General features: G+C 73.6%; 21 protein-coding genes and 1 pseudogene. 18 read left to right on the forward strand and 4 right to left on the reverse strand.

The genetic code is table 11. The annotated features are described in order from the left end of the window. Positions 1-621: 621 nt before the first annotated feature. The 10 genes and pseudogenes from ACFV2J_RS14005 to kynU all read left to right on the forward strand — a co-directional run bounded on the left by ACFV2J_RS14005 (position 622) and on the right by kynU (position 11,367). Positions 622-1,164 (forward strand): DUF2617 family protein, encoded by a 543-nt coding sequence (locus ACFV2J_RS14005; protein ID WP_168529213.1) that lies wholly within the window; start codon positions 622-624, stop codon positions 1,162-1,164. 200 nt (positions 1,165-1,364) lie between these two features. Then, the gene (locus tag ACFV2J_RS14010) at positions 1,365-3,008 is read left to right on the forward strand and encodes a polyamine aminopropyltransferase (protein ID WP_385088605.1); all 1,644 of its coding nucleotides are present in this window, start codon (positions 1,365-1,367) and stop codon (positions 3,006-3,008) included. Positions 3,009-3,095: 87 nt separating this feature from the next. Further along, on the forward strand, positions 3,096-3,965 hold the full coding sequence (locus ACFV2J_RS14015) for an SRPBCC family protein (RefSeq protein ID WP_385088607.1): 870 nt from the start codon (positions 3,096-3,098) through the stop codon (positions 3,963-3,965). A gap of 527 nt (positions 3,966-4,492) precedes the next feature. Further along, positions 4,493-5,281: an aldose 1-epimerase gene (locus tag ACFV2J_RS14020; protein WP_385088609.1), complete on the forward strand. Its 789-nt coding sequence runs from the start codon at positions 4,493-4,495 to the stop codon at positions 5,279-5,281. Between the two features lie 10 nt (positions 5,282-5,291). Further along, positions 5,292-5,840 (forward strand): orotate phosphoribosyltransferase, encoded by a 549-nt coding sequence (gene pyrE / locus ACFV2J_RS14025; protein WP_385088610.1) that lies wholly within the window; start codon positions 5,292-5,294, stop codon positions 5,838-5,840. 196 nt (positions 5,841-6,036) lie between these two features. After that, positions 6,037-7,059 carry a class II fructose-bisphosphate aldolase gene (gene fbaA, locus ACFV2J_RS14030; protein ID WP_385088612.1) on the forward strand — a complete coding sequence of 341 codons (1,023 nt, stop codon included), beginning with the start codon at positions 6,037-6,039 and terminating at the stop codon, positions 7,057-7,059. A gap of 61 nt (positions 7,060-7,120) precedes the next feature. Further along, a pseudogene (locus ACFV2J_RS14035) lies at positions 7,121-8,671 on the forward strand (MFS transporter). Positions 8,672-8,765: 94 nt separating this feature from the next. Continuing rightward, positions 8,766-9,179: a DUF3151 domain-containing protein gene (locus ACFV2J_RS14040; protein WP_356797148.1), complete on the forward strand. Its 414-nt coding sequence runs from the start codon at positions 8,766-8,768 to the stop codon at positions 9,177-9,179. Positions 9,180-9,338: 159 nt separating this feature from the next. Further along, on the forward strand, positions 9,339-10,187 hold the full coding sequence (locus tag ACFV2J_RS14045; protein ID WP_385088616.1) for a tryptophan 2,3-dioxygenase family protein: 849 nt from the start codon (positions 9,339-9,341) through the stop codon (positions 10,185-10,187). Continuing rightward, entirely contained in the window at positions 10,180-11,367 is a 1,188-nt protein-coding gene (gene kynU, locus ACFV2J_RS14050) for a kynureninase (protein ID WP_385088618.1), read from the forward strand. The genes ACFV2J_RS14045 and kynU overlap by 8 nt, the downstream gene beginning before the upstream one ends. Before the next feature lie 147 nt (positions 11,368-11,514). Here the strand turns inward: kynU and ACFV2J_RS14055 are convergent, their stop codons facing one another. Beyond that, complete coding sequence (locus tag ACFV2J_RS14055) at positions 11,515-12,123, reverse strand: TetR/AcrR family transcriptional regulator (RefSeq protein ID WP_385088620.1); 609 nt, start codon at positions 12,121-12,123, stop codon at positions 11,515-11,517. A gap of 183 nt (positions 12,124-12,306) precedes the next feature. Here ACFV2J_RS14055 and ACFV2J_RS14060 point away from each other — a divergent pair, with 183 nt between their 5' ends. The 8 genes from ACFV2J_RS14060 to ACFV2J_RS14095 all read left to right on the forward strand — a co-directional run bounded on the left by ACFV2J_RS14060 (position 12,307) and on the right by ACFV2J_RS14095 (position 21,563). Further along, entirely contained in the window at positions 12,307-13,215 is a 909-nt protein-coding gene (locus ACFV2J_RS14060) for an alpha/beta hydrolase family protein (RefSeq protein ID WP_385088622.1), read from the forward strand. A 355-nt stretch (positions 13,216-13,570) separates the two neighbouring features. After that, entirely contained in the window at positions 13,571-14,509 is a 939-nt protein-coding gene (locus ACFV2J_RS14065; RefSeq protein ID WP_385088624.1) for an alpha/beta hydrolase, read from the forward strand. Between the two features lie 112 nt (positions 14,510-14,621). After that, positions 14,622-15,851, forward strand: coding sequence for an acyltransferase (locus tag ACFV2J_RS14070; protein ID WP_385082348.1), 1,230 nt, complete (start codon positions 14,622-14,624; stop codon positions 15,849-15,851). A 46-nt stretch (positions 15,852-15,897) separates the two neighbouring features. Beyond that, positions 15,898-17,304 carry a sensor histidine kinase gene (locus ACFV2J_RS14075; protein ID WP_385082349.1) on the forward strand — a complete coding sequence of 469 codons (1,407 nt, stop codon included), beginning with the start codon at positions 15,898-15,900 and terminating at the stop codon, positions 17,302-17,304. Beyond that, positions 17,301-17,975, forward strand: coding sequence for a response regulator (locus tag ACFV2J_RS14080; RefSeq protein ID WP_385082350.1), 675 nt, complete (start codon positions 17,301-17,303; stop codon positions 17,973-17,975). Before ACFV2J_RS14075 ends, ACFV2J_RS14080 begins: the two co-directional genes overlap by 4 nt. 163 nt (positions 17,976-18,138) lie before the next feature. Further along, positions 18,139-19,494 (forward strand): sensor histidine kinase, encoded by a 1,356-nt coding sequence (locus ACFV2J_RS14085; protein ID WP_385082351.1) that lies wholly within the window; start codon positions 18,139-18,141, stop codon positions 19,492-19,494. Beyond that, positions 19,491-20,225, forward strand: a complete 735-nt coding sequence (locus tag ACFV2J_RS14090) for a response regulator (protein ID WP_385082352.1) — start codon at positions 19,491-19,493, stop codon at positions 20,223-20,225. The genes ACFV2J_RS14085 and ACFV2J_RS14090 overlap by 4 nt, the downstream gene beginning before the upstream one ends. A gap of 117 nt (positions 20,226-20,342) precedes the next feature. Continuing rightward, positions 20,343-21,563: a cytochrome P450 gene (locus ACFV2J_RS14095; protein ID WP_385082353.1), complete on the forward strand. Its 1,221-nt coding sequence runs from the start codon at positions 20,343-20,345 to the stop codon at positions 21,561-21,563. Here the strand turns inward: ACFV2J_RS14095 and ACFV2J_RS14100 are convergent. From ACFV2J_RS14100 to ACFV2J_RS14110, 3 genes are all read right to left on the reverse strand, one after another. Continuing rightward, complete coding sequence (locus ACFV2J_RS14100) at positions 21,547-21,771, reverse strand: hypothetical protein (RefSeq protein ID WP_385082354.1); 225 nt, start codon at positions 21,769-21,771, stop codon at positions 21,547-21,549. The two genes, ACFV2J_RS14095 and ACFV2J_RS14100, sit on opposite strands and share 17 nt — an antisense overlap. A 112-nt stretch (positions 21,772-21,883) precedes the next feature. Beyond that, on the reverse strand, positions 21,884-23,524 hold the full coding sequence (locus tag ACFV2J_RS14105) for an ABC transporter permease (protein ID WP_385082355.1): 1,641 nt from the start codon (positions 23,522-23,524) through the stop codon (positions 21,884-21,886). Then, positions 23,521-24,438 carry an ATP-binding cassette domain-containing protein gene (locus ACFV2J_RS14110; RefSeq protein ID WP_385082356.1) on the reverse strand — a complete coding sequence of 306 codons (918 nt, stop codon included), beginning with the start codon at positions 24,436-24,438 and terminating at the stop codon, positions 23,521-23,523. Before ACFV2J_RS14110 ends, ACFV2J_RS14105 begins: the two co-directional genes overlap by 4 nt. Positions 24,439-24,506 lie beyond the last annotated feature (68 nt).

Below are 24,506 nucleotides of genomic sequence, written 5' to 3' on the forward strand. Positions count from 1 at the left end.
GGGGGGGGGGGGGTCTGGCCGCCGCCCGGGGGCCGCTCCGCCCCACCGCCCCCCGCCCCCCGCTGCCGGCGGGGGGGCCGCGCGGCACCCCCCCCGCCGCCCACCTCTGTGTTGCGGGGGGTGCGTACGGGGCGCGAGGGGCCCGGGACGGGGCCGGACGGGGCCGTGTACGCAAGCGGATCGGTGGCGTGGCCGGCTGCCGGGAGGCCGGCCGGGGGTGTGTCGCCGGGGTGTGGCGGAAAAAAATCACGGGGACGGGTCGGGGGTGCCGGGGCGCTTCCCCTCGTGGGCCGTTCGGGGGGCTTCCCGGGGGCCGTGACCGGCGCGTGTCGCCGCGCTCCGGGAGGCCGGCCCGGGCTTCCGCTTCCGCGCGCCCGGCGCGCGGCGTCGTTGAACAGTTGAACTGTGGGGCCCTCGGGGGGATGGAAACCCTACGAAGTTGGGTAAAAACGCTGTGGTGCCACCACAGTTCATGATTCCCTCTAAATCACCAACGCGGCCCTCGGATCGCCCCTTCCTGACAGGGCTGACAGGGCTGACCGGGCTGACCGGGTCGATCCCCCCATACCGACCGGGTGCGCCGGACCCCCACCTCCCTTTGCGTGCTAGCGGAGCCGACCCATGCTCACGACCCTGAACACCGCCTACACCGACACGCGCGCGGCCGACCTCGCGTGGGCCCTGGGGCGCGAGCCGCTGCCCGCGCTCGCCACCCTCGACCTCGAACTCGACGGGGCGAGACTGCAGTTGCGACTCCTCGGCGCGTCCCACCAGGTCCTTCTGGAGGAGGAGCGGGGCAGCTGTTCGGAGACCGTCGCATGCATCGCCGGCAGCAGCACGCCCCTTCCCCTCGGCGTGGCCAAGCGGGTCGGCGACTGGGAGTACGAGTTCGCGGCGCGCGTCGAGACACTCTCGTGCGGCTCCTTCGCGGGGCGCGCCCAGGAGCTGCTGGCCCTGGTCTCCGACCACCCGAACGGGCTCGTCGGTGTCTTCCCCGGCAGCCCGCACGCCTTCACCGCCCTGCTGGCCCAGCGTCACGAGGGCCAGGTCCACTGGCGCACATGGCACGCGTACCCGCAGGACGGCCAGCTCGTGGCGACCCGGACGAGGGTGGGGGTGCGGGTGACGGCCGAGGCCGATCTGCTCAGCGCGTCCGGCGTGTGAGGCGGTGCGAGCCGTGGGGGAGGCGGTGCGGGCCGTGTGAGGTCCGGGCCGTGGGGATACGGCCGTTGAGACGAACCGGTGGGCCGGGGGCGGCGGCCCCGGACGGCGTCCGCACCTGCCCCGACAACCGTACGGGCGAGCGCCAGATCCACACGTGTGGGTGACGAGCCGTAGTCCCGGTGTGACGTAGCGTTCCCAGCGTGATCGAACCGCACGCGCCTGCTCCCCCCGGCGCGCCGCCGCCCTGGGGCGTCCAGGGCCAGGCGCGGCTGCCCGTCCGTCCGGGCACCGGCCGGTTCCTCGTCCTCGCGGGCGTGTTCGTCTGTGCGGCCTGCGGACTCGTGTACGAACTCGAACTCGTCGCGCTCGCTTCCTACCTGGTCGGCGACTCGGTCACGCAGGCCTCGGTCGTGCTGTCCGTCATGGTCTTCGCCATGGGTGTCGGCTCCCTCGCCGCCAAGCGTCTGCGTCCCCGCGCGGCGGCCGGCTTCGGCGCGGTCGAGGCCGCGCTCGCGCTGGTCGGCGGATGCAGCGCGATGGCCCTGTACGCGGTGTTCGCGTGGACCGGCGGCTGGGGCGGCGTCTGGGCGAGCGGGTCGCGGTACCTGCTGGCCGCCTTCTCGCTCGCCATCGGCCTGCTGATCGGCGCCGAGGTGCCCCTCCTCATGGAGTTGATACAGCGCATCCGCCGCCAGGACCCGGGCGGAGCGGTGGCGGACCTCTTCGCCGCGGACTACGTCGGCGCCCTCGTCGGAGGCCTGGCCTTCCCCTTCCTGCTGCTGCCCCAGCTCGGGCAGCTGACCGGCGCACTGCTGACCGGGGCGGTGAACGCGCTGGTCGGCGGTGCCCTCGTCCTCGGCCTGTTCCGCCGGGACCTGAGCAGGCGCGGGCGCTGGCTCCTGCTGATCGCCAACGTGGTGGTCCTCGGACTGCTCGCCGCGGCCGCCGTGCTCGTCGACGACTTCGAGCACGCGGCGCGGCAGGCCGTGTACGGCAGGGACGTGCGCGTGGCCGTCCGGACCGGCGTCCAGGAGGTGGTCCTCACCGGCGGTACGCGCGGACACCCGCTCGGCCTCTTCCTCGACGGACGGCTGCGGGCCGGCGGCCGCGACGAGCACCGCTACCACGAGGCCCTGGTGCACCCCGCGATGTACGGGCGCCACGCGCGCGTGCTGGTCCTCGGCGGCGGCGACGGACTCGCGGTCCGCGAGGTGCTGCGCTATCCGGACGTCCGGCGGGTCGACGTGGTCGATCCCGACGCCGGAGTGGTGGGACTGGCGCGCCGGGACCCGGCCCTGTCGGCGCTCAACGGCCACGCGTTCGACGACCCGCGGGTGCACGTGTTCACCGCCGACGCCTTCTGCTGGCTGCGCCGGGACCCGCCCCCGTACGACGTGGTGATCTCCGACCTGCCGGACCCCGGGATCACGGCGAGCGCGAAGCTGTACTCGCAGGAGTTCTACGGGCTGACCCGCCGGGCACTGGCCGACGGCGGCCGCCTCGTGGTGCACGCCGGGCCGGTCACCTCACGCCCCCGTGTCTTCTGGACGGTCGAGGCGACGCTGCGGGCCGCCGGCCTGCGCGCCGACCCGTACCGCGTGGGCGGCCGCGACCCCGGTTCCACGACCGGTCGCGACCGCGCGCCGGAGGCGTCCCGGGCCGCGCGCGACTGGGGGTTCGTCCTCGCGTCCGTCAGGGGTACGCCCCTGCGCCTGGACCCCCGCGGGCCCGCTCCGCGCTCGCTCACACCCCGGTCCCTCGCGGCGGACGCACGGGCCGTGCGGCTCACCCGGATCAGGGGAGTGGAGCCCTCGACGCTCGTGCATCCGCGCTACTCCGAGTGACACGGAGGGCGGGGGAATGGGGGAATGACGCGGGAATCCCGTGATACGCGGGTGCGGTTCGCACCGGCCTGGGTAGGCTCGGCCGACATGGAGCATGAGGTGTTCGTTCCGGTTCCGGCCGAGCGGCTGAGGGAGGCGCTGGCCGATCCCGCGCGGGTGGCCCGGGCGGTACCCGGGCTCCAGCAGGACGCGGGCACCGCGCCGGTCTCCGGGCGACTGCGTGTCCGCGTCGGCGGCCACACCATCACCTACCGCGGTGCGGTGCGGGTCGTCGCCCGGGACGACGGTGCGTACGCCGTCGAGGGGGACGGTACGGAGGCCCGTGGCACCGGCACCGTGAAACTCGCCCTCGCCCTCCGGCTCGCGCCGGCCGAGGGCGGCACCACCCTCGTCGTCACGGGCACCGCCACGGCGGACGGGCGCCTGGGGGAACTCGCTCCGGCCACCGTCGCGACGGCGGCGACCCGACTGCTGAACCGCTTCGCGGAGAACCTGGCGGCGGGCACGGAGGACGCCGCCGCGGACGTCGCCGAGCCGGGTTCCGAGGCTGAGGTCGAGGACGGTTCGGAGGGGGGTTCCGCGGGCGGCTCCGAGGCCGGGGTCGAGCCCGAGGCCGGGGTCGAGGACGAGGGCGACGCGACCCGCTCCGTCTTCGACGCCGAGGTCCCGCCGCCGTCCCTCGACCCCCTGGCCGGGGACGACCAGGTACCGGCTCCGACCCCGCCGGGCCCCGTGGACGGGGAGGACTCCATCGCCGAGGCGGCGCACGCGCGACGGACGATGATCGGGCGCAGTGCGGAGGAGGTCGATCACGCGCCGCCGCGGGGGCGTTACGCGCCCGTGCCGGCGCCGGAGACCGACGCGGCGCGTGCGACGCTTCGTTGGGCGGCGCCCGCGGCGGCGGTGGTCGTGGCCTCGGCGATCGTTGTCACCAGGGCGCTGCGGAAGCGGCGCTGAGCGCGGGTTCCCTGCGGGGTGCTCGGTGTTTCTGCCCGGGGTGCGTCGCCTGAAGGGCTCGTCCTCAAGCGCCGGACGGGCTGGAGGTGCGGGCCTGTGCCGGGAGGTTGGGGCGGGTACATGCGTCGCCTGAAGGGCTTGTCCTCAAGCGCCGGACGGGCTGGAGGTGTGGGCCTGCGCTGAGAGGTTGCGGGGCCGGGCTGGGAGGTTGTGGGCCTGTGCCGGGAGGTTGGGGGCGGTACATGCGTCGCCTGAAGGGCTCGTCCTCAAGCGCCGGACGGGCTGGAGATGCGGGCCTGCGCTGAGAGGTTGCGGGGCCGGGCTGAGAGGCTGCGAGGCCGCGCTGGGAGGTTGCGGGCCTGCGCTGGGAGGTTGCGGGGCCGGGCTGAAAGATTCCGGTCGGGCAGGGTGTTTCAGCCCGTCCGGCGTTTGAGGACGAGGCCGTTCAGGCCGAAAGCGACGGCCCAAAGGGCGGCAGCCCCCAGGTACGGGCCGGTCGGCGGAACCGGACCAGTAGGGTCAGCCCCGTGAGTAACGAAGACATCACGCTGACCGCGGGCGACGCGGAAGCGACCGTCACGCCGGGCAACGGCGGACGGGTCGGGAGTCTGAAGGTCGGCGGCGTGGAACTGCTGCGCCAGGGTGCGAAGTTCGGGTGCTTCCCGATGACCCCGTGGTGCGGCCGGATCCGCGACGGCCGCTTCCTGGACGGAGCGACCGTCCGCCAGATGCCCCTCAACTCCCCGCCCCACGCCATCCACGGCACCGCCCGCGACGGCGCCTGGCGCACCGCCCGCGCCGACAAGCGCGAGGCCGTCATCACGTACGACCTCGTCGACCCCTGGCCCCACCCGGGCCGCGTCACCCAGGCGTTCACCCTGTCCGAGGACGCCCTCACGCTCACCATGTCCGTGGAGACGCACGACTCCTCCTTCCCCGCCCAGATCGGCTGGCACCCGTGGTTCAACCGGAGCCTGGAGGGAGAGGGCGTCCTGGTCGACTTCACCCCCGCCTGGCAGGAGGAGCGCGGCACCGACCATCTGCCCACCGGTCATCGCGTCGATCCCCGCCCCAGCCCCTGGGACGACTGCTTCGGCATGCCCGACGGAGTCGACGTCACGCTCACCTGGCCCGGCCGGCTGGAGCTGAAGGTGACCAGCCGGGAGGAGTGGGTCGTCGTGTACGACGAACAGGAGGCGGCGGTGTGCGTCGAGCCGCAGACCGGTCCGCCGAACGGGCTGAACACCCACCCGCGCCTGGTCACCCCCATCGAGCCGCTGGAGGCGTCCATGACCTGGAGCTGGCGGCGCCTCTAAGCTGGCGGGCATGAGTGACGTACGCGGCGCGCTGCTGCAGCAGATCAAGGACAAGGCCGTGGTGCACGGCAAGGTGACCCTCTCCTCGGGTCTGGAAGCCGACTACTACGTGGACCTGCGCCGGGTCACGCTGGACGGTGAGGCCGCGCCGCTGGTCGGACAGGTGCTCCTCGACCTCACGGCCGGGCTGGACTTCGACGCGGTGGGCGGCCTCACCATGGGCGCCGACCCCGTCGCCGGGGCCATGCTGCACGCCGCCGCGGCCCGGGGCCGCAAGCTGGACGCCTTCGTCGTACGGAAGGCGGCCAAGGCGCACGGCATGCAGCGCCGTGTGGAGGGCCCGGAGATCAGGGGCCGGCGGGTGCTCGTGGTCGAGGACACCTCGACCACCGGCGGCTCGCCGCTCGCCGCCGTCGAGGCGGTCCGGGAGGCCGGCGCCGAGGTCGTCGGCGTGGCGACGATCGTCGACCGCGCGACCGGCGCCGCCGAGAAGATCGAGGCCGGCGCCGGAGTGCCGTACCTCTTCGCCTTCTCCAAGGACGAGTTGGGCCTGGACTGACCCGCCCTCCCCCGGGGCGAGTTGAGTCCTGGCCGACGACGGGTCCGGGATCCCGTCCAACGCGGGGTCCCGTATCCCGGACGGGGTGACCTGAGCACCGGGTCAAGTCTGGAAAGATGGGGACGACGATGACGTCGCCCCCTAGGTCAGGGCCGTAAGCAGCAGAACGCCACCCGCACATACAAGGAGCGGACAGATGCCCATCGCAACCCCCGAGGTCTACGCCGAGATGCTCGACCGGGCGAAGGCAGGCAAGTTCGCCTACCCGGCCATCAACGTGACCTCCTCCCAGACCCTGCACGCTGCGCTGCGCGGCTTCGCGGAGGCGGAGAGCGACGGCATCATCCAGATGTCCACCGGTGGCGCGGAGTTCCTCGGCGGCCAGCACAAGAAGGACATGGTGACCGGCGCGGTCGCGCTCGCCGAGTTCGCGTACATCGTCGCCGCCAAGTACGACATCACGGTCGCGCTGCACACGGACCACTGCCCCAAGGACAAGCTGGACACCTACGTCCGGCCGCTGCTCGACATCTCCGCCGAGCGCGTCGCCCGTGGCGAGAACCCGCTGTTCCAGTCGCACATGTGGGACGGCTCCGCCGAGACCCTCGCCGACAACCTGGCCATCGGCCAGGAGCTGCTCGCGAAGGCCGCCGCCGCGAAGATCATCCTTGAGGTCGAGATCACCCCGACCGGTGGCGAGGAGGACGGTGTCTCGCACGAGATCAACGACTCCCTGTACACCACGGTCGACGACGCGATCCGCACCGCCGAGGCCCTTGGCCTGGGTGAGAAGGGCCGCTACCTGCTCGCCGCGTCCTTCGGCAACGTGCACGGTGTCTACAAGCCGGGCAACGTCGTCCTGCGCCCCGAGCTCCTGAAGGAGCTGAGCGACGGTGTCGCCGCCAAGTTCGGTACGGCGTCCCCGTTCGACTTCGTCTTCCACGGCGGCTCCGGCTCCTCGGCCGAGGAGATCGCCACCGCGCTGGAGAACGGCGTCGTGAAGATGAACCTCGACACCGACACGCAGTACGCGTTCACGCGTCCGGTCGCCGACCACATGTTCAGGAACTACGACGGTGTCCTGAAGGTCGACGGCGAGGTCGGCTCCAAGAAGACCTACGACCCGCGGACCTGGGGCAAGCTCGCCGAGGCCGGCATGGCCCAGCGGGTGACCGAGGCGTGCGCCGCGCTGCGTTCCACGGGCACCCGGATCAAGTAACGGGATCAGACAACCGCACTCCGGCAGGGCTCGGCACCGCCAAGGTGCCGGGCCCTTCCGTATGCTCCGGAGTATGGCTGTGCCCTCGCAGGAAACACCGGCCGTACGGATCTCCTCGCCCGCGGGCAGGTGGATCCTGCTGACCACCGTGCTCGGCTCCAGCATGGCCATGCTGGACTCGACGGTCGTCAACGTCGCGCTGCCGCGGATCGGCCGTGACCTGGACGCGAGTCTGGCCGCGTTGCAGTGGACCGTGAACGCGTACATGCTGACGCTGGCCGGGCTGATCCTGCTGGGCGGCTCGCTCGGGGACCGGTTCGGGCGCCGCAAGGTGTTCGTCCTGGGCGTCGTGTGGTTCGCCTCCGCCTCCCTGCTGTGCGGGCTCGCGCCGAACGCGGGCGTGCTGATCGCGGCCCGCGCCCTCTAGGGCATCGGCGGGGCGCTGTTGACGCCGGGCTCCCTCGCGCTCATCCAGGCCTCCTTCCACCGGGACGACCGCGCGAAGGCCGTCGGCCTGTGGTCGGGCTTCGGCGGCATCGGCGGGGCGGTCGGCCCGTTCCTGGGCGGCTGGCTGGTGGACGGCCCCGGCTGGCGCTGGGTCTTCCTGCTGAACATCCCGCTGGCCCTGGTGTGCGTGCCCGTGGCCCTGCGGCACGTCCCGGAGTCCGACGGGAGCACCGCCGCGCCCGGCCGGGAACCGGAGCTCGCGGGCGGCCGGCCGCCGCACCGCAAGTTCGACGTGCTCGGCGCGTCCCTCGGCGCGGTGGCGCTCGCGCTGGTGACGTACGCGCTGATCGAGGCCACCAGCGGGTCCGTGCTCGTCTGGGTGTCCGCGGTCCTGGGTGTGGCCGCCGGGGTGGGCTTCGTGCACGTCGAGCGGAGCCGGCCCGATCCGATGATGCCGCCGGACATCTTCGCGTCGCGGCAGTTCACGGCCGTCAATCTCGTCACCCTGTGCGTGTACGCGGCCTTCGGCGGCTTCTTCTTCCTGACCGCGCTCCAGCTCCAGGTCGTGGCCGGCTACTCGCCCCTTCAGGCGGGGACGGCGCTGCTGCCCACCACCGCCCTGATGCTGCTGTTCTCCGCCCGCTCCGGCGAACTGGCGCAGCGCATCGGGCCACGCATCCCGCTCACGGTGGGCCCGCTGCTGTGCGCCGTGGCCATGCTGCTGATGCTGCGGGTGGGCAAGGACGCCGTGTACATCAGCGACGTGCTGCCCGCGCTCCTGGTGATGGGCGCGGGCATGGTGACGCTGGTCGCGCCCCTGACCGCGACCGTCCTGGCCTCCGTGGACACCGGACGGGCGGGTCTGGCCAGCGGCATCAACAACGCGGCGGCCCGGGTCGGCGGTCTCCTCGCCGTGGCGGCGCTGCCGGTGCTGGTGGGCATGGGCCCGGAGGCGTACCGCTCGGCGGACGCCTTCGACTCCGCCTTCCGGCGCGCGATGCCGCTGTGCGCGGGCGTGCTCGTGGTGGGGGCGGTACTGGCCTTCGCGACCGTCCGCCGGCCCGCGCCCGACTGCTGCCGCCCCCAGTGCCGTACGCACGGCAGCGTGACGACGCCCCCGCTGGAGCCCCAGCGCGCGGCGACCCCCGGACAGCTTCCGTCCTGAGCCTCCTGGCCGCCCGGCGGCGCCCGCGGAACCGGACGCTCCGGAGGGGTGGCCGGGGGGCACCGGGCACCGGCGATGCAGCAGACTGGAACCCATGACGATTCACGAGAACCTCCTCGGGGGACCGCCCCCGACCTACCTGCCCGACGACCCGGAGCCGCGCGAGCTGCTCGCGAACGGCACGCCGTCCGCCGACGTCGCCGCCAAGTACCCGACGTCCTCGCTCGCCTGGGCCCAGCTGGCCGACGAGGCGTACGAGCGGGGCAGTGTCGTCGAGTCGTACGCGTACGCCCGTACGGGATACCACCGGGGTCTGGACTCCCTGCGGCGCAGCGGCTGGAAGGGCCACGGCCCGGTGCCGTGGGAGCACGAGCCGAACCGCGGTTTCCTCCGTGCCCTCAACGCCCTCGCCCGCGCCGCGCAGGCGATCGGCGAGAAGGAGGAGTACGAGCGCTGCAGCCAGTTCCTGAAGGACTCCTCGCCGACGGCGGCGCAGACGCTGGGTTAGTCGGGTCGCGGAACCCGTGGGGCCCGTCCGGCGGGTGTGACCGGGCGGGTCTTGCGTTTTCGGGGGACGATTGCGCAGGATTCCCGGTGGGGACCGGGGCCCCCGTGTCGACGACGGCAGGGGCGGACCGCTACCCGGAGCACGTATCAGGAGACAGCGATGTCGTCCCAGCCGGCCGGGCCCGCGGTGGCCCAGGCGCCCGAGGCCCCGCATCTCGATTTCCACGGCACCACGCCGTACGAGGACTACGTCCAGGCGGACGTCCTCACCCACTTGCAGCACACCCGCTCCGAAGACCCCGGAGAGATGGTCTTCCTGGTGACCACCCAGGTCATGGAGCTGTGGTTCACGGTCATCGTGCACGAATGGGAGACCGCGGCGCAGGCGCTGCGCGAGGACCGGCTGCCCGTCGCGGTGGCGGCCCTCAAGCGGTCCCTGCGGGAGCTGGAGGCGCTGAACGCGTCCTGGCGGCCCCTCGCGCAGCTCACGCCGGCGCAGTTCAACTCGTACCGCTCCGCCCTCGGCGAGGGATCCGGGTTCCAGTCCGCGATGTACCGCCGGATGGAGTTCCTGCTCGGTGAGAAGTCCGCGTCCATGCTGGTCCCGCACCGGGGCGCGCCGCGGGTGCACGCCGAGTTGGAGAAGGCGTTGCACGAGCCGAGCCTGTACGACGAGGTGCTGCGGCTGCTCGCGCGGCGCGGGCACGCGGTCCCGGCCGCCGTGCTGGAGCGGGACGTGTCGCTCCGGTACGAGCCCTCGCCGCAGGTGGAGGCGGTGTGGACCGCGCTCTACTCGGGGGACGAGGAGAGCGACCTGGCGCGGCTCGGGGAGGCGCTGACGGACGTCGCCGAGCTGGTGTGGCGATGGCGCAACGACCATCTCGTCGCGACGCGCCGCGCGATGGGCGCGAAGACGGGCACGGGCGGCTCCGCCGGGGTGGCCTGGCTGGAGAAGCGGGCGCAGAAGAACGTGTTCCCCGAGCTGTGGACGGCGCGCAGCCATGTCTGAGTCGTACGCCGCGAAGGCGGCGGCGCTGGACGCCGCGGACGAGCTCGCGAAGCTGCGCGACCGGTTCGTGCTGGACGACGTGGTGTACCTGGACGGGAACTCGCTCGGCGCGCTGTCGGTGAACGTCCCCGGCCGGGTCGACGACGTCGTCCGCAGGCAGTGGGGTGAGCTGCGGATCCGGTCCTGGGAGGAGAGCGGCTGGTGGACGGCACCGGAGCGGATCGGCGACCGCATCGCGCCCCTGGTCGGCGCCGCTCCCGGCCAGATCGTGGTCGGTGACTCGACGAGCGTGAACGTCTTCAAGGCGCTGGTGGGGGCCGTGCGGCTGGCCGGTGCCGGGCGGGACGAGATCGTCGTCGACGCGACGACGTTCCCGTCGGACGGCTACATCGCCGCGTCGGCGGCCCGTCTGACGGGCTGCGAGCTGCGCCCGGTGGAGCCGTCGGCGGTGCCGGACGCGCTGGGGCCCCGTACGGCGGCGGTGCTGCTGAACCACGTCGACTACCGCACCGGCCGGCTGCACGACCTGCCGGCCCTGACGTCCGCGATCCACGACGCGGGCGCCGTGGCGGTCTGGGACCTCTGCCACAGCGCGGGGGCCCTGCCCGTGGACCTGGACGCGCACGGGGTCGACCTGGCGGTCGGCTGCACCTACAAGTACCTGAACGGGGGGCCGGGTTCGCCCGCGTACCTCTACGTCCGGGCCGGTCTTCAGGAGCGTTTCGACTCCCCGTTGCCCGGCTGGAACTCGCACACGGACCCGTTCGCCATGAGCGCGGACTTCGCGCCGGCGGAGGGCGCCCTGCGGGGCCGGGTCGGTACGCCGGACATCCTCTCCATGCTGGCCCTGGAGGCCGCGCTGGAGGTGTGGGACGGGGTGTCGGTCGAGGCGGTCCGGGCGAAGTCGCTCGCATTGGGCGACTTCTTCCTGGAATGCGTCGAGGCCTACGTGCCCGAGGGCCGGGTGGAGTCCGTGACCCCGTCGGCCCACGCCGAACGCGGCAGCCAGATCTCCCTGCGGTGCGCGGACGCGGGAGACGTGATGAAGCGTCTCGTCGAACGCGGTGTGGTCGGCGACTTCCGCCGTCCGGACATCCTGCGCTTCGGACTCACTCCCCTGTACGTGGGGTTCGAGGACGTGGAGCGGGCGGCGCGGGTGCTGGGGGAGACGTTGAGCTAGGGGAGACGGTGGGGTGGGGGGAGACGCTGGGTGGGGGGAGACGCTGGGTTGGGGGAGACGGTGGACCGGGGGAGGCGGGGGCCGGGAGCGGCCGGGGGCCATAGCGGGCCCTGCGCGCCCCCGGTCCCCCGTGGCCGCCGCGCCGGGTCAGTCCCCGACGACGTACACCCCGGACACCGCGGCCGCGAACGCCGCCTCCGCCGCCCGGTCGGCGGCGGCCTCGTCCGGCACCACGCCGGTGGTCAGCACCGTGTAGTAAAGGGGCGCCGACACCGCCCGCACCACCAGCGAGGGATCGGTCCCGGGCGGCAACTCGCCCCGGGTCACGCCCTGTTCGACGCACGGCGCCCACTCGCCCACCCGCACCTCGTAGAACCGCCGCAGCGCCTCCGCGGTACGCGCGTCGGACGTCGCCGCGGCGATCACCGCCCGGAACAGCGGCCCCTGCCGGGCGTCGGCCAGCGTCCGCCGCACCAGCGCCGCGTTCGCGCGCAGATCACCGAGTACGGACCCGGTGTCGGCGCGCGGCAGCGACTGTTCCGCCATGTCGCCGAGCAGATCGGCGACCAGTCCGGTCACCGACCCCCACCGCCGGTACACCGTGGTCTTCCCGACCTCCGCCCGCCGTGCCACGTCGGCGAGATCGAGATGCGCGAACCCCTGTTCGGCGAGCACGTCCCCGGCGGCACGCAGCACGGCCGCGCGGACACGGGCGGTGCGCCCGCCGGGACGCACGGTGCCGGGTTCGGCGGACATGACGGACTCCTTCACGATCGGCTGTCGGTACCCGCCCAGCGTAACGAAACAGCGGAACCGTTTAACCCTCACCGAGCGTGACATCCGGGGGTAGGCGCACGTCACGGGCCTGATACCGTCCCCGCCAACGGCCGATCCCCCTCCCGGTCCGTCATATCCGTTTCACCGCTGAGAGGTTGGAGCATGTCGGACGACGCCGCAGCACGGGACGCCGCAGCACGGGAAGCCGCGGCGCGGGACGCGGCCGAGGAGGCGTCGGCCTTCTCCCACCCGCCCGTCGACCCCGACGCCACCGCCGTGTACGGCGACCACCCCGACCAGGTGATCGACTTCTACGGCCCGCGCGATCCCGACCCCGCGCTGCCCGTCCCGCTGGTGATCGTCCTGCACGGCGGTGCCTGGCGCGCCCCGTACGACCGCCGGCACGTCACCCCGTTCGCGGACTTCCTGGCCCGCCGCGGTTTCGCGGTGGCCAACGTCGAGTACCGCAGGGGCGCGGTGCTCCCCGCGCAGGGCGGCGAGGGCCCGGTGGCGGGCCGCTGGCCGGACACCTTCGACGACGTCGCGGCGGCGCTCGACGCGCTGCCCCGGCTGGTGAGCGCGCACCTGCCGGAGGTCGACCCCCACCGCACGGTGATCACCGGCCACTCCGCCGGCGGCCACCTCGCCCTGTGGGCCGCGGCCCGGCACGTCCTGCCCGCCGACGCCCCCTGGCGCACCGACCGTCCCGCCCCGCTGCGCGGCGTCGTCGCCCTCGCCCCGATCGCCGACTTCCAGGTCGCCGAGAAACTGGACGTGTGCTCCGGGGCGTCCCGCCAACTGCTGGGCGGTGAGACGAAGTTCGCGGAACGGCAGCCTTACGCCGACCCCGCCCACCTGCTCCCCACCGGCATCGCCACGACGCTCGTTCAGGGCCGCACCGATCTCGTCGTGCCGCAGGCGGTCGCCGAGTCGTACGCCGAGGCCGCGGCACGGGCCGGCGAGGTGGTCGGCCTGACGCTCCTGGAGGACGTCGGCCACTTCCCCCTGATCGATCCGGCGGCGGACGCGTGCGCGGTGGTGGCCGAGGAGATCGCCCAACTGGCCTGGTGAAAGCGGCAGTCGACGCCGTCCCCTACTTCTCGGGTCATACCCGTAGTACCTGAGAGCTACCTCCCGGGTGAGCTCCCTGGGAGGACGCCGACGACGCGTGACGATCCGTAACTTCCCCTGAAGAGGCGCCCGACGAACGGGCGAACGGGAGGGGAAGGACGCCATGGATCTCCGGGGGAGGCCGAGCGACGCGCACGGGGGCAGGCGCGGCGCCGGAGCCGAGATGGGGGAGGGGACCGCTGCCGGGGCGGGCGAGGGGGACCGGGGCGGGGCGGGGAGCAGGGCCGGGAGCGGGGGCTGGTCCGGGGGTCGGCGCGAGATCGGGTCCGGGGGTCGGCGCGGTGGTGGTGGGCAGGTGCTCCGGCGGCTGGTCCGCACCCTGCTCGCGGCGCTCGTCGTCTGCGCCGTCGTCGTGCCCGTGTCGGCCGCCGCCCGTCCGCGCATCCCCGCCCCCGCTCCTGCCGTACTCGCCCCGCCGACCCGTTCGACGCTGGACACGACGTACGCGGCCAACCGCGCGAACGCCGAGCGGGCGGCCCGCATGGCGGCCGGCCACGGCGACCGCACCCGAGCCTCCGCGGACCGCGCGATGGCCGCTCCCGGGCGCCGTCTCCTCACCTTCGACGGCCGGGGAGCGGGCCTGGCCGTCGAGGTCCTCGGCGACCTCGCGCACGCGAGCCGGGTCGCGGTCCTGGTCCCCGGTTCCGACACCACCCTGGAGACGTACGGCCGCTTCCGCGCCACGGCTCTGGCCCTGCACGACCGGCTCGGCCCGGGTACGGCGGTCGTCGCCTGGCTCGGCTACGAGACCCCGGGCACGGTCAGCACGACGGTCCTGACGGCCGGGCGGGCCGCACAAGCGGCCCCGCGCCTGAGGGGGTTCGTACGCGCGCTGCGCGGCGTCGTCGGCCCCGAGGCGCACGTCTCCCTGCTGTGCCACTCCTACGGCTCGGTCGTCTGCGGCCGCGCGGCGCGAGGGCTGGACGTGGCGGACATCGCCCTGGTCGGCAGCCCGGGCACCGGCTCGGACTCCGCGGCGGACCTGGGCACGTCCGCCCGCGTCTGGGCGGCCCGCGGCGCCGGCGACTGGATCGCGGACGTCCCGCACGGCCACGTCGACCTCTTCGGCACGACGGTCGGCTTCGGCACCGACCCGGTGTCGCCGGCCTTCGGCGCGCGCGTCTTCACGGCGGGCGGCGGCGGCCACAGCGACTACTTCAAGCCGGGCTCGGTGTCCCTGGACAACCTCGCCCGGATCGTCCTCGGAGACACCGCGGAGGTGACCCGTGCGTAAGTCGTCGGCGCAGTCGGTCCGGCGCGCACCGCGCGCACCGGAAGACGGAAAGGGCGTCACGGACGAAGCGGCCGGTGGCGGTGGCCCGGAAAGCGGCCGCGAGGATGCGCGTGTGCGGCCCGGCGCGCGGGCCGGCCTGAGGGCCGCGGCGCGGGCCGTCGGCAGCGGCGCCCGCCGGGTCGACGCGGCCACCCCCGCGCGGCGGGACCGCGCCGTCGACGCGCTGCGCGCCTTCGCGATCCTCGGGGTGGTCCTCGGCCACTGGCTGGTGACGGCCCTCGTCGAGGACGGCGGCACCCTGCACGCGGAGAGCCCGTTGCGGCACCTGCCGTGGCTGGCCCCCATCTCCTGGGCCTTCCAGACCCTCGCCGTGTTCTTCCTGGTCGGAGGGCATGTGGCGACGAGGAGCCATGCGTCGTCGCTGGCCCGCGGCCTGACGTACGGTCAGTGGCTGCGCGCACGCCTGGCGCGGCTCTTCGGACCGGTCGCCGCGGTACTGACCCTCTGGGCGGTGATCGCGGCCTGCCTGCTCGGGTCGGGCACCGGCGTGGGGACCGTCCACGCCCTCGTCAAACTCGCCCTGTCCCCGCTGTGGTTCCTCCTGGTGTTCGCCGGGCTGACCGCGGCGACGCCATTGCTCACCCGGCTCAACCCGCTGTGGCCGCTGGCCGTCGTTCTCCATGTGGACCTGATCCGGTTCGGACTCGGCGGGCCCTCCTGGCTCGGCTGGGTGAACGTGGCGGCGGGCTGGCTGGTCCCCTACACACTGGGCGCGGCGTGGACGCGGGGCGAGCTGGACCGGCGGCGCGCGGGCTGGACGCTGTTCGGCTGCGGCGCGGTGGCGACGGCCGCGCTGGTGGCGTGGGCCGGCTACCCCGCGTCGATGGTGGGCGTCCCGGGCGCGCGGGTCTCGAACCTGAACCCGCCCACGCTGGCCGCGGTCACCTTCGGTCTGGCCCAGTGCGGCCTCGCGCTGCTGCTGCGCGAGCCGCTCCGCCGGTGGATGCGGCGGCCCCTGGCCTGGGCGGCGGTGGCGGTGGTCAACCTGTCGGCGATGACGATATTCCTCTGGCACCAGACGTCGCTGATGGCGGTCACCGCCCTGGGGCTGCCCGTGGGCCGGCTGCCCGGCCTGCACACGGTCCCCGACGACCTCGTCTGGGTGGCGGCCCGTCTGGCCTGGCTCCCGGTGTTCGCCCTCGCCCTGGCCGTCTGCCGGGCCGCCTTCCGCTCCTACGAACAGGGTCCGCGCCGCCGTACGGGCCGTCCCTCCCGTATCGTCCGCGTGCACCGCCGTGGTGGTCCGGCGGGCACACGAACGGCCCCTCGTGCCCGGGGTTGACGGGGTGACCGGCACGGAGCCCGGGGAGCCGGACAAGGAGCCCTCCATGCCCGACGCGACGCCCCCGAAGCCGAGCCGCTGGAGCGCGGCTCGGCCCCGTGTCCCCGTGCGGGAGATCCTCGCCGAACTCGCGTCGACGGCGGCCGCACCCCTGCCACCGCTGTCCCGGCCCCGGTGGCTGCGACGGCTGCCGCACTGTCTGGTGGGCGCGGTCGCCCTCCTGGTCACCTTCACGAGCTCGGACACCTTCACCACCGCCTACCGGCTCGGCTTCCCGCTGGGCAACCTGTTCGGAATCGCGCAGGGCGCGGCGGTCGTCCTCGCCCTGTGGCGGCCGGTGCCCGCGTGGTGGCTGTCGCTGGGCGGCACCGTCCTCGCCGCCACGACGGCACGGAACCACATGGTGGCGGCCATCGACTTCCCGGGCCCCGACTGGCCGTGGGGCTCGGAGGCGATCACCGCGCACGCCTTCGTGCTCTTCCTCCTCGCTCTGCGGCTGCCCACGCGGGTGGCCGTCGGCGCGCTCTCCCTGACCGCGCTGGTGACGTACTTCATGCAGGGGGTGATCGGTGGAACGGCCTACCGCTCCACGGGCGTTCCGGCGGTCGTCGTCTTCGCCGCCGTGCTCCTCCTCGGCACAGCCCTGCGCGGCCGCCGCGAGGCCCGCACCCAGCTCGTCGAACAGGCCTCGCTGACCGAGGAGGAGCGCGCCCGCCGCACCCTCCTGGAGGAACGCAGCCGCATCGCACGCGAGCTGCACGACGTGGTCGCCCACCACATGTCGGTGATCTCCATTCAGGCCCAGGTCGCTCCCCACCTGGTGGAGAACCCGTCCGAGGAGCTGAAGGAGAACCTCGCGGGCATCCGGCAGAACGCCCTGGAGGCACTGATCGAGCTGCGCCGTGTGCTCGGCGTGCTGCGCTCGGAGAACCCCGAGGACCCGTACGGCCTCGGAGCTGGCACCGGCGCCGCCCCCGACTCCCCGCAGCCCACGCTCGACCGCCTCGACGCCCTCGTCGCCAACACCCGCGCGGCCGGTCTCGAGGTGACGACGGAGATCACCGGCGAACAGCTTCCCCTGGCGCCGGGCGTCGAGCTGTCGGCGTACCGGATCATCCAGGAGGCGCTGAGCAACGCGCTGCGGCACGCGCCCGGTTCGGCGGTCCGGGTCGAGCTGTGGCACTTCCCGAGGGGCCTCCAGGTGCGGATCATCAACTCGAGACCCGAGCGTCCGGCCCCGCCGTCCCCGGGCGCGGGGCACGGTCTGCTCGGCATGCGGGAGCGGGCTGCGATGCTGGGCGGCACCCTGGTGACCGCCGGGACGTCGCACGGCGGCTTCGTGGTGGCCGCCTTCCTGCCCCGCAACGGCGTCGCCCTGACCGACGACGCCTCCCCCGACGGTCCGGCCCCCGAGGCCGGCCCGGCAGGCCGCACAGGAGAAGAGAGCCGATGACGAGCAGCACCATCCGTGTACTGATCGCCGACGACCAGCAGATGGTCCGCCAGGGCTTCACCGTGCTGCTCAACACCCAGCCCGACATCGAGGTGGTCGGCCAGGCGGTGGACGGCCTGGACGCGATCGCCAAGGTCACCGAACTCGCCCCGGACGTCGTGCTGATGGACATCCGGATGCCCGAGCTCGGCGGAATCGACGCGACCCGGCACATCACCACGGAGACCCCCCGGATCAGGGTGCTGGTGCTCACCACCTTCGACCTCGACGAGTACGTGTACGAGGCGCTGCGGGCCGGTGCCTCCGGGTTCCTGCTCAAGGACGCGTCCGCGGACCAGCTCGCCGAGGCGGTACGGGTGGTGGCGGCGGGCGACGCGCTGATCGCGCCCGGGATCACCCGCCGTCTCATCGCCGAGTTCTCCCGTCTGGGTTCGGCACCCCGTACCCCGCTCAAGCAGCGCGTGGGCGAGCTGACGGAGCGCGAGACGGAGGTCCTGGCCCTCATCGCGCAGGGCCTGTCGAACGCGGAGATCGCCGAGCGACTCGTCGTCGCCGAACAGACCGTGAAGACCCATGTGGGCCGCATCCTGGTGAAGCTGGGCCTGCGGGACCGCACCCAGGCCGCGGTCTTCGCCTACGAGTCGGGACTGGTGCGCCCGTCGGGCTACTGAGGGCGGTACGGGGCGGTGCGGTACCGGGCGGTGCGCCGCCGGGCCGTGGCGCCGGTCCGGCGGGCGGGCCCCTCGGGTGTACCCGTAGTACCTGAGACGGACCCGGCAGGACCCTTCTCACAGGTGACGACGGTGACCCGGCGGGCGGCCTACCGTTTCGAACGTGACCGAGACGACCCAGACGCAGAAGACGCCGCCGGGCGGGGCCGAGCCACGCAGCCCGGAGTTCCGGCTCGACGTGGACGCCTTGCGCGGACTCCGGCAGGACCTGCTCCACGATGCCTTCGCCTACCGCCCGCTCCCGCGCATGCGGGTGGACGGTCCGCTCACCCGACGTCTCCCCGGGAGCGTCAGGGGGTACGCGGCCTGGGCCCCGCACGCCGTCACCGTGCTGTGCGGATTGCTCGCGATGGCCGTCGCGAGTACCGCGAACGACGCCGGCCCCGGCGCCCAGAGCCTGGTGCCCGGCTTGATGCCCGGTCTCCTCGCGCTGCTCCCGGTCCTGCTGACGCTCGTCCGGCCGGTCGGTGCCTTCTGGCTCTCGCTCGCGGCGACACCGTTCGCGGCCGTGTTCAGCCACAGCTGGGGCGACTGGCCCTGGCCGCCGGGCGCCTTCGTCTCCCACCTGGTGGTGCTGACGGTCGTGGCGCTGCGGACGCGGCCGCGCACCGCGGCCTGGATGTGGGTGCTGACCGCGCTGTACGGGATGGCGGCCGAGACCCTCTTCGGCGCCGGGCACTACGAGACCGACTCGGTCGCCCTGCTGTTCCTCGCCGCGTTGTCCCTGCTGGTCGTCACCGTCCTGCACATACGCCGCGCGGCGGAGCGGGAGGTGACCGCCCAGCTGACCGTGACGGCGCACGAGCGCTCCAAGCGCACCCTGCTGGAGGAGCGCACGACGATCGCGCGCGAGCTGCACGACGTGGTGGCCCACCACATGTCGGTGGTCGCCATTCAGGCGGAGGCCGCCCCCTACCGGGTGGAGAACCCGCCGCCCGAGCTGGAGCAGGCCTTCGTCACGATCCGGGAGAACGCGGTGGCCGCGCTCACCGAGCTGCGCCGTGTCCTCGGTGTCGTACGGGCCGAGGACTACGAGGCGCCGGACGCCCCGCAGCCCACCCTCACCGACCTCGAAGCGCTGCTCTCCAATGTGCGGGACGCGGGCCTGAGCGTGGACAAGGTGGTCACCGGCGGGGTGCGCGAACTCCCGCAGGGCGTCGAGCTGTCGGCGTACCGCATCGTCCAGGAGGCGCTGAGCAACGCGCTGCGGCACGCGCCCGGCGCCACGGCCCGCGTCGAGATCGGCTACGTCCTCGGCGGGCTCGGCCTGCGGATAGTCAACGGCCCCGCGCCGGCCGCGAACCTGGTGAAGTCCACGCACGGCGCGGGCCACGGCATCACCGGCATGCGGGAGCGGGTCACGATGCTGGACGGCGAGATGACGACGGGCGAGACGGACGACGGGGGATACGAGGTGACGGTGTTCCTGCCGGTGCCCGTGGCGGAGGAGTCCGGATGACGGGCGGGAGGGGGAGCGGGACAGTGGGCGGGACGACCGGCGGGGCGGAGCCCCGGACGCCGGGTGGCGCCATCCGCGTTCTGATCGCCGACGACCAGGTGATGGTCCGCGAGGGCTTCTCCGTACTGCTCGGCGCGATGCCGGACATCGAGGTGGTCGGCGAGGCGGTCAACGGGCGGGACGCGGTCGAGCGGGTCCGCGAACTCGGCCCGGACGTCGTACTGATGGACATCCGCATGCCGGAGTTGAACGGCATCGAGGCGACCCGGGAGATCGTCGCCGCGGACAGCGCCGCGAAGGTGCTGGTGCTCACCACCTTCGACCTCGACGAGTACGTGTACCAGGCGCTGCGCGCGGGAGCCTCCGGCTTCCTGCTCAAGGACGCCTCCGCGCGGCAGCTCGCCGACGGGGTACGGGTGGTCGCGGCGGGCGAGGCGCTGCTCGCACCCTCGGTCACCAAGCGGCTGATCACCGAGTTCTCCAGGCTCGCCGACGCCCCCCGGCTGTCGGCGACGGCACAGGCGGCGTACGGCGATCTGACCGAGCGCGAGACGGAGGTGCTCGTCCTGATCGCGCAGGGCCTGTCGAACGCGGAGATCGCCTCGCGGCTGTTCGTCGCGGAGTCCACGATCAAGACCCATGTGAGCCGCATCCTGGTGAAGTTGGGGCTGCGGGACCGCACCCAGGCGGCGGTCTTCGCCTACGAGGCGCGGCTGATCACGCCCAGGTGACACCCGTCCGGTCCCGGTGCGGGGCGGCACGGGCCGGGCGGCACGGGGGCCGTCCGCAGGACGCGTCTGCCGGGACGCCCCTGGTCAGAGGGGGGTCCGGCGGGCTAGCGTCCGGTCATGGCAGCTTTGGAGACTCCCGGGACCTTCGACCCCTGGGACCCGGCGTTCGTGGCGGACCCGTACCCCGCCTACGCGGAACTGCGTGCGCGCGGCCGGGTCCACTACTACGAGCCGACCGACCAGTGGCTGGTCCCGCACCACGCGGACGTGTCGGCGTTGCTGCGGGACCGGCGCCTGGGCCGGACGTACCAGCACCGCTTCACGCACGAGGACTTCGGGCGGACGGCACCCCCGCCCGAGCACGAGCCGTTCCACGTGCTCAACGACCACGGGATGCTGGACCTGGAGCCGCCGGACCACACCAGGATCCGCCGGCTGGTCTCCAAGGCGTTCACCCCGCGCACGGTCGAGCGGCTGGGACCGTACGTGCGGCGGCTGGCGGGCGAACTGGTCGCCGGTCTGGTCGAGGCCGGCGGCGGTGATCTGCTCACCGATGTCGCCGAGCCGCTCCCGGTCGCCGTGATCGCCGAGATGCTGGGCATCCCGGAGTCCGACCGGGCACCGCTGCGGCCGTGGTCGGCGGACATCTGCGGGATGTACGAGCTGAACCCCTCCCGGGAGACGGCGGACCGGGCGGTGCGGGCGTCGGTCGAGTTCACGGAGTATCTGCGGGAGCTGATCGAGGCCCGCCGCAAGGAACCGGGCGACGACCTGATCTCGGGGCTCATCGCCGCGCACGACGAGGGCGACCGGCTCACCGAGCAGGAGATGATCTCCACGTGCGTGCTGCTGCTGAACGCGGGGCACGAGGCGACGGTCAACGCCACCGTGAACGGCTGGTGGACCCTGTTCCGCCACCCCGACCGGCTGGCCGAGCTGCGCGCCGACCGCTCACTGGTCCCCACGGCGGTGGAGGAGCTGATGCGCTACGACACCCCGTTGCAGATGTTCGAGCGGTGGGTGCTGGACGACATCGAGATCGACGGCACGACGATCCCGCGCGGTGCGGAGATCGCCCTGCTCTTCGGCTCCGCCAACCACGACCCGGCGGTCTTCACCCGCCCCGGGGAGCTGGACCTCGCCCGCACCGACAACCCGCACATCTCCTTCAGCGCGGGCATCCACTACTGCATCGGCGCACCGCTGGCCCGGCTGGAACTGGCGGCGTCGCTGGGCGCGTTGCTCGAACTGGCCCCGACGCTGCGCCTCGCGGCGGAGCCGGAACGCAAGCCGAACTTCGTGATCCGGGGACTCGAGGGGCTCAGCGTCGCCCTCTGACCCGCCGGCCGAGCGCCCACAGCCCCAGGGCCGCGGCCGTTCCGCCGAGGACCAGCAGGGGCAGTTCGGCGTAGAGCACGCTCCAGTCGGGCCCCTGCTCGAACCGCCGGAACCGGCCGCGTGACGCGACGGACCAGAACGCGAGGCCCGCGCCCGCCCCCGCGGCGGCGGTCAGGCATCCGCCGGCGGCCTCCATGCGTTCTCCCATGACCGGCATGGACGCGGCGGGGCGGTCCCGGGTTCCCGGCGCCGCCCCACCGGCGCCCGCGCCCGTGCCGTCGGGAACCACGGTGTCCGCGAGCGACCGTGGGTGTCCGGCGTCAGGTGCTCAGGTCCCGTCGGCGCAGCGCCGTCAGCCCGGCGGCGGTCAGGGCCGCCGCGACGAGGGTCAGGACCAGCACCGGTGTCCAGGCCATCTCCCCGCCCGGCAGCTTGGGGAGGTGGCCGTAGGGGGAGAGGTCCATGAGGGCCTGGGGGACGTCCAGGGCGGGCCCGATCCAGCCCAGCAGGAGGACGAGACCCGCCGCGCCCCAGGCGCCGGGTGCCGACCGGGGGAAGACCCCGTACAGGAGGACCGCCAGTCCGCCCAGCGTCCACACCGCCGGGATCTGGAGGAGGCAGGCGCCGAGGACGGGCCCCGCCTCGTGGCCGTATCCCAGCGCGAGACCGGCTCCGCCCACCAGCATGATCAGGGCCGCTCCGCCGAAGGCGACGACCAGGTGCCCGCCGGCCCAGCGCAGCCGTCCCACCGCATTCGCCAGGATCGGTTCGGCCCGCTGGGAGGTCTCCTCGCCGTGCAGCCGCAGCACGCAGGAGACGATGTACAGCCCGGCCACCATCCCGAGCATGCCGGTCATCGTGGCGAGGAACGCGTCCGTGATCCCGGACCGCCCACCCATCCGTTCGATGATCTCGCGGGTTCTGGCGTTGTCGCCGACCAGGTCGGACGCGCCCTTGGTGATCCCGCCGAACGCGGCGCCGGCGGCGAGGAAGCCGAGGCTCCAGCCGAGCACACTGCCGCGTTGCAGCCGCCAGGCCAGTGCCCAGGCCGTGCCGAGCCGCCCCGAGGCCGGACCCGGCCGGGTCGGCAGGAAGCTCATGCCGAGGTCGCGGCGCCCGGCGAGTACGTAGGCGAGCGCGCCCTGTACGGCGACGGCCACGGCGAACAGGAGCAGCACCCACCACCGTTCGTCCGCGAACGGCCGCTCGTTCTCCAGCCAGCCCAGCGGCGACACCCACGTCAGCGGGGACGAACCGTCGTTCACGGCGGAGTCACCGGCCGCCCGCAGCACGAACGCCGCGCCCAGCACGCCGCCCGTCAGCCCCTTCGCCAGCCGCGCGCTCTGCGTGAACTGGGCGACGATCGCCGCCGCCGTGGCGAAGACCATGCCGGCGCCCCCGACGCCGAGTCCGAGCGCCAGAGCGCCGGGGGCGCCTTGGCCGGCCAGCCCGCCCGCGATGAGCACGGCGAGCGCGCCGTTCGCGACCAGGGCGGCCAGCAGCGCCGCCGTCAGCGGGGCACGCCGTCCCACCATCGCCGACGAGAGGAGTTCCTGGCGTCCGCTCTCCTCCTCGTCGCGGGTGTGCCGGACGACGACGAGCAGGCTCATGATCCCGGCGAACAGCCCGGCGTAGCCGCCCACCCGCCAGGCGGTGAGGCCGCCCAGGGAATCGCTGAACACCGGCCCGTACGTGGCGCGCAGCGAGCTGTTGGCGAGCATCTGCCGTGCCAGGTCGGCGCGTTCGGCCGCGGTGCCGTACACGCTCTTCAGGGTGCTCGGCAGGGAGAGGACCATCAGCGCGATCACACCGGTCCACAGCGGTGTCGTCACGCGGTCGCGGCGCAGCGCGAATCTCAGCAGTGTTCCGGTCCCGGCCAGTTGACGGGTGCCGCCGGTCCGTACCGCGCGGGCCGCGCCCGCGGTGGTGTTCCCGGTCCCGGTGGTGTCCGTGGCGGTCATCGCGCCATCGCCTCCGCGGGCGCGTCCTCCTGGTAGTGCCGCAGGAACAGCGCCTCCAGGGTCGGCGGGGCGGCGGCCAGGGACCGTACGCCGGAGTCGGTGAGCGAGCGCAGTACGGCGTTCAGCTTGTCCGTGTCGACCTGGAGCCGCACCCGGGTCCCCTGCACGTCGACGTCGTGCACCCCGGGCAGCGAGGCCAGGGCGCCCGGCGGGCCGTCGAGTTCGGCGGTGACGCCGGTACGGGTGAGGTGGCGCAGTTCGGCGAGGGTGCCGCTCTCGACGGTGCGGCCCTTGCGGATGATGCTGACCCGGTCGCAGAGCTGCTCCACCTCGCTGAGGATGTGGCTCGACAACAGGATCGTGCGGCCCCGGTCGCGTTCCTCCTCGACGCAGTGCCGGAAGACCTCCTCCATCAGCGGATCGAGGCCGGAGGTGGGCTCGTCGAGGATCAGCAGGTCGACGTCCGAGGCGAACGCGGCGACGAGGGCGACCTTCTGGCGGTTGCCCTTCGAGTAGGTGCGGCCCTTCTTGGTGGGATCGAGCTCGAACCGTTCGATCAGTTCCGCGCGCCGTCCCCGGTCGAGGCCGCCGCGCAGCCGTCCGTACAGGTCGATGACCTCGCCGCCGGACAGGTTCCGCCACAGCGTCACGTCGCCGGGGACGTAGGCGATCCGGCGGTGCAGTTCCACCGCGTCCTTCCAGGGGTCCCCGTCCAGCAGCCGTACCGTGCCCGCGTCGGCCCGCAGCAGGCCGAGCAGGACGCGGATGGTGGTGGACTTCCCGGAGCCGTTCGGGCCGAGGAAGCCGTGCACCTCGCCGGCCGCGACGCGCAGGTCGAGGCCGTCCAGTGCGCGCGTCCCGCCGAACGACTTGCGCAGTCCGGATACGTCCAGGGCGAGGTGTGCCTTCGTCATGGTTCAGAACGTACGCTTCTTTCAGAAATTTGTGAAGTTAAGGAAACCTATGAACTCCGGATAGACTC

This window comes from Streptomyces sp. NPDC059668 (assembly GCF_042734135.1).
Classification (GTDB): domain Bacteria; phylum Actinomycetota; class Actinomycetes; order Streptomycetales; family Streptomycetaceae; genus Streptomyces.

What these genes read in the sequence shown, in the direction of transcription:
- ACFV2J_RS14080 (WP_385082350.1), top strand. Translation starts at nt 17,301, where the DNA reads ATGACGAGCAGCACCATCCGTGTACTGATCGCCGACGACCAGCAGATG.
- ACFV2J_RS14060 (WP_385088622.1), top strand. Translation starts at nt 12,307, where the DNA reads ATGTCGGACGACGCCGCAGCACGGGACGCCGCAGCACGGGAAGCCGCG.
- fbaA (WP_385088612.1), top strand. Translation starts at nt 6,037, where the DNA reads ATGCCCATCGCAACCCCCGAGGTCTACGCCGAGATGCTCGACCGGGCG.
- ACFV2J_RS14100 (WP_385082354.1), bottom strand. Translation starts at nt 21,771, where the DNA reads ATGGGAGAACGCATGGAGGCCGCCGGCGGATGCCTGACCGCCGCCGCG.
- pyrE (WP_385088610.1), top strand. Translation starts at nt 5,292, where the DNA reads ATGAGTGACGTACGCGGCGCGCTGCTGCAGCAGATCAAGGACAAGGCC.
- ACFV2J_RS14095 (WP_385082353.1), top strand. Translation starts at nt 20,343, where the DNA reads ATGGCAGCTTTGGAGACTCCCGGGACCTTCGACCCCTGGGACCCGGCG.
- ACFV2J_RS14040 (WP_356797148.1), top strand. Translation starts at nt 8,766, where the DNA reads ATGACGATTCACGAGAACCTCCTCGGGGGACCGCCCCCGACCTACCTG.
- kynU (WP_385088618.1), top strand. Translation starts at nt 10,180, where the DNA reads ATGTCTGAGTCGTACGCCGCGAAGGCGGCGGCGCTGGACGCCGCGGAC.
- ACFV2J_RS14015 (WP_385088607.1), top strand. Translation starts at nt 3,096, where the DNA reads ATGGAGCATGAGGTGTTCGTTCCGGTTCCGGCCGAGCGGCTGAGGGAG.
- ACFV2J_RS14105 (WP_385082355.1), bottom strand. Translation starts at nt 23,524, where the DNA reads ATGACCGCCACGGACACCACCGGGACCGGGAACACCACCGCGGGCGCG.
- ACFV2J_RS14110 (WP_385082356.1), bottom strand. Translation starts at nt 24,438, where the DNA reads ATGACGAAGGCACACCTCGCCCTGGACGTATCCGGACTGCGCAAGTCG.
- ACFV2J_RS14045 (WP_385088616.1), top strand. Translation starts at nt 9,339, where the DNA reads ATGTCGTCCCAGCCGGCCGGGCCCGCGGTGGCCCAGGCGCCCGAGGCC.
- ACFV2J_RS14090 (WP_385082352.1), top strand. Translation starts at nt 19,491, where the DNA reads ATGACGGGCGGGAGGGGGAGCGGGACAGTGGGCGGGACGACCGGCGGG.
- ACFV2J_RS14055 (WP_385088620.1), bottom strand. Translation starts at nt 12,123, where the DNA reads ATGTCCGCCGAACCCGGCACCGTGCGTCCCGGCGGGCGCACCGCCCGT.
- ACFV2J_RS14005 (WP_168529213.1), top strand. Translation starts at nt 622, where the DNA reads ATGCTCACGACCCTGAACACCGCCTACACCGACACGCGCGCGGCCGAC.
- ACFV2J_RS14075 (WP_385082349.1), top strand. Translation starts at nt 15,898, where the DNA reads ATGCCCGACGCGACGCCCCCGAAGCCGAGCCGCTGGAGCGCGGCTCGG.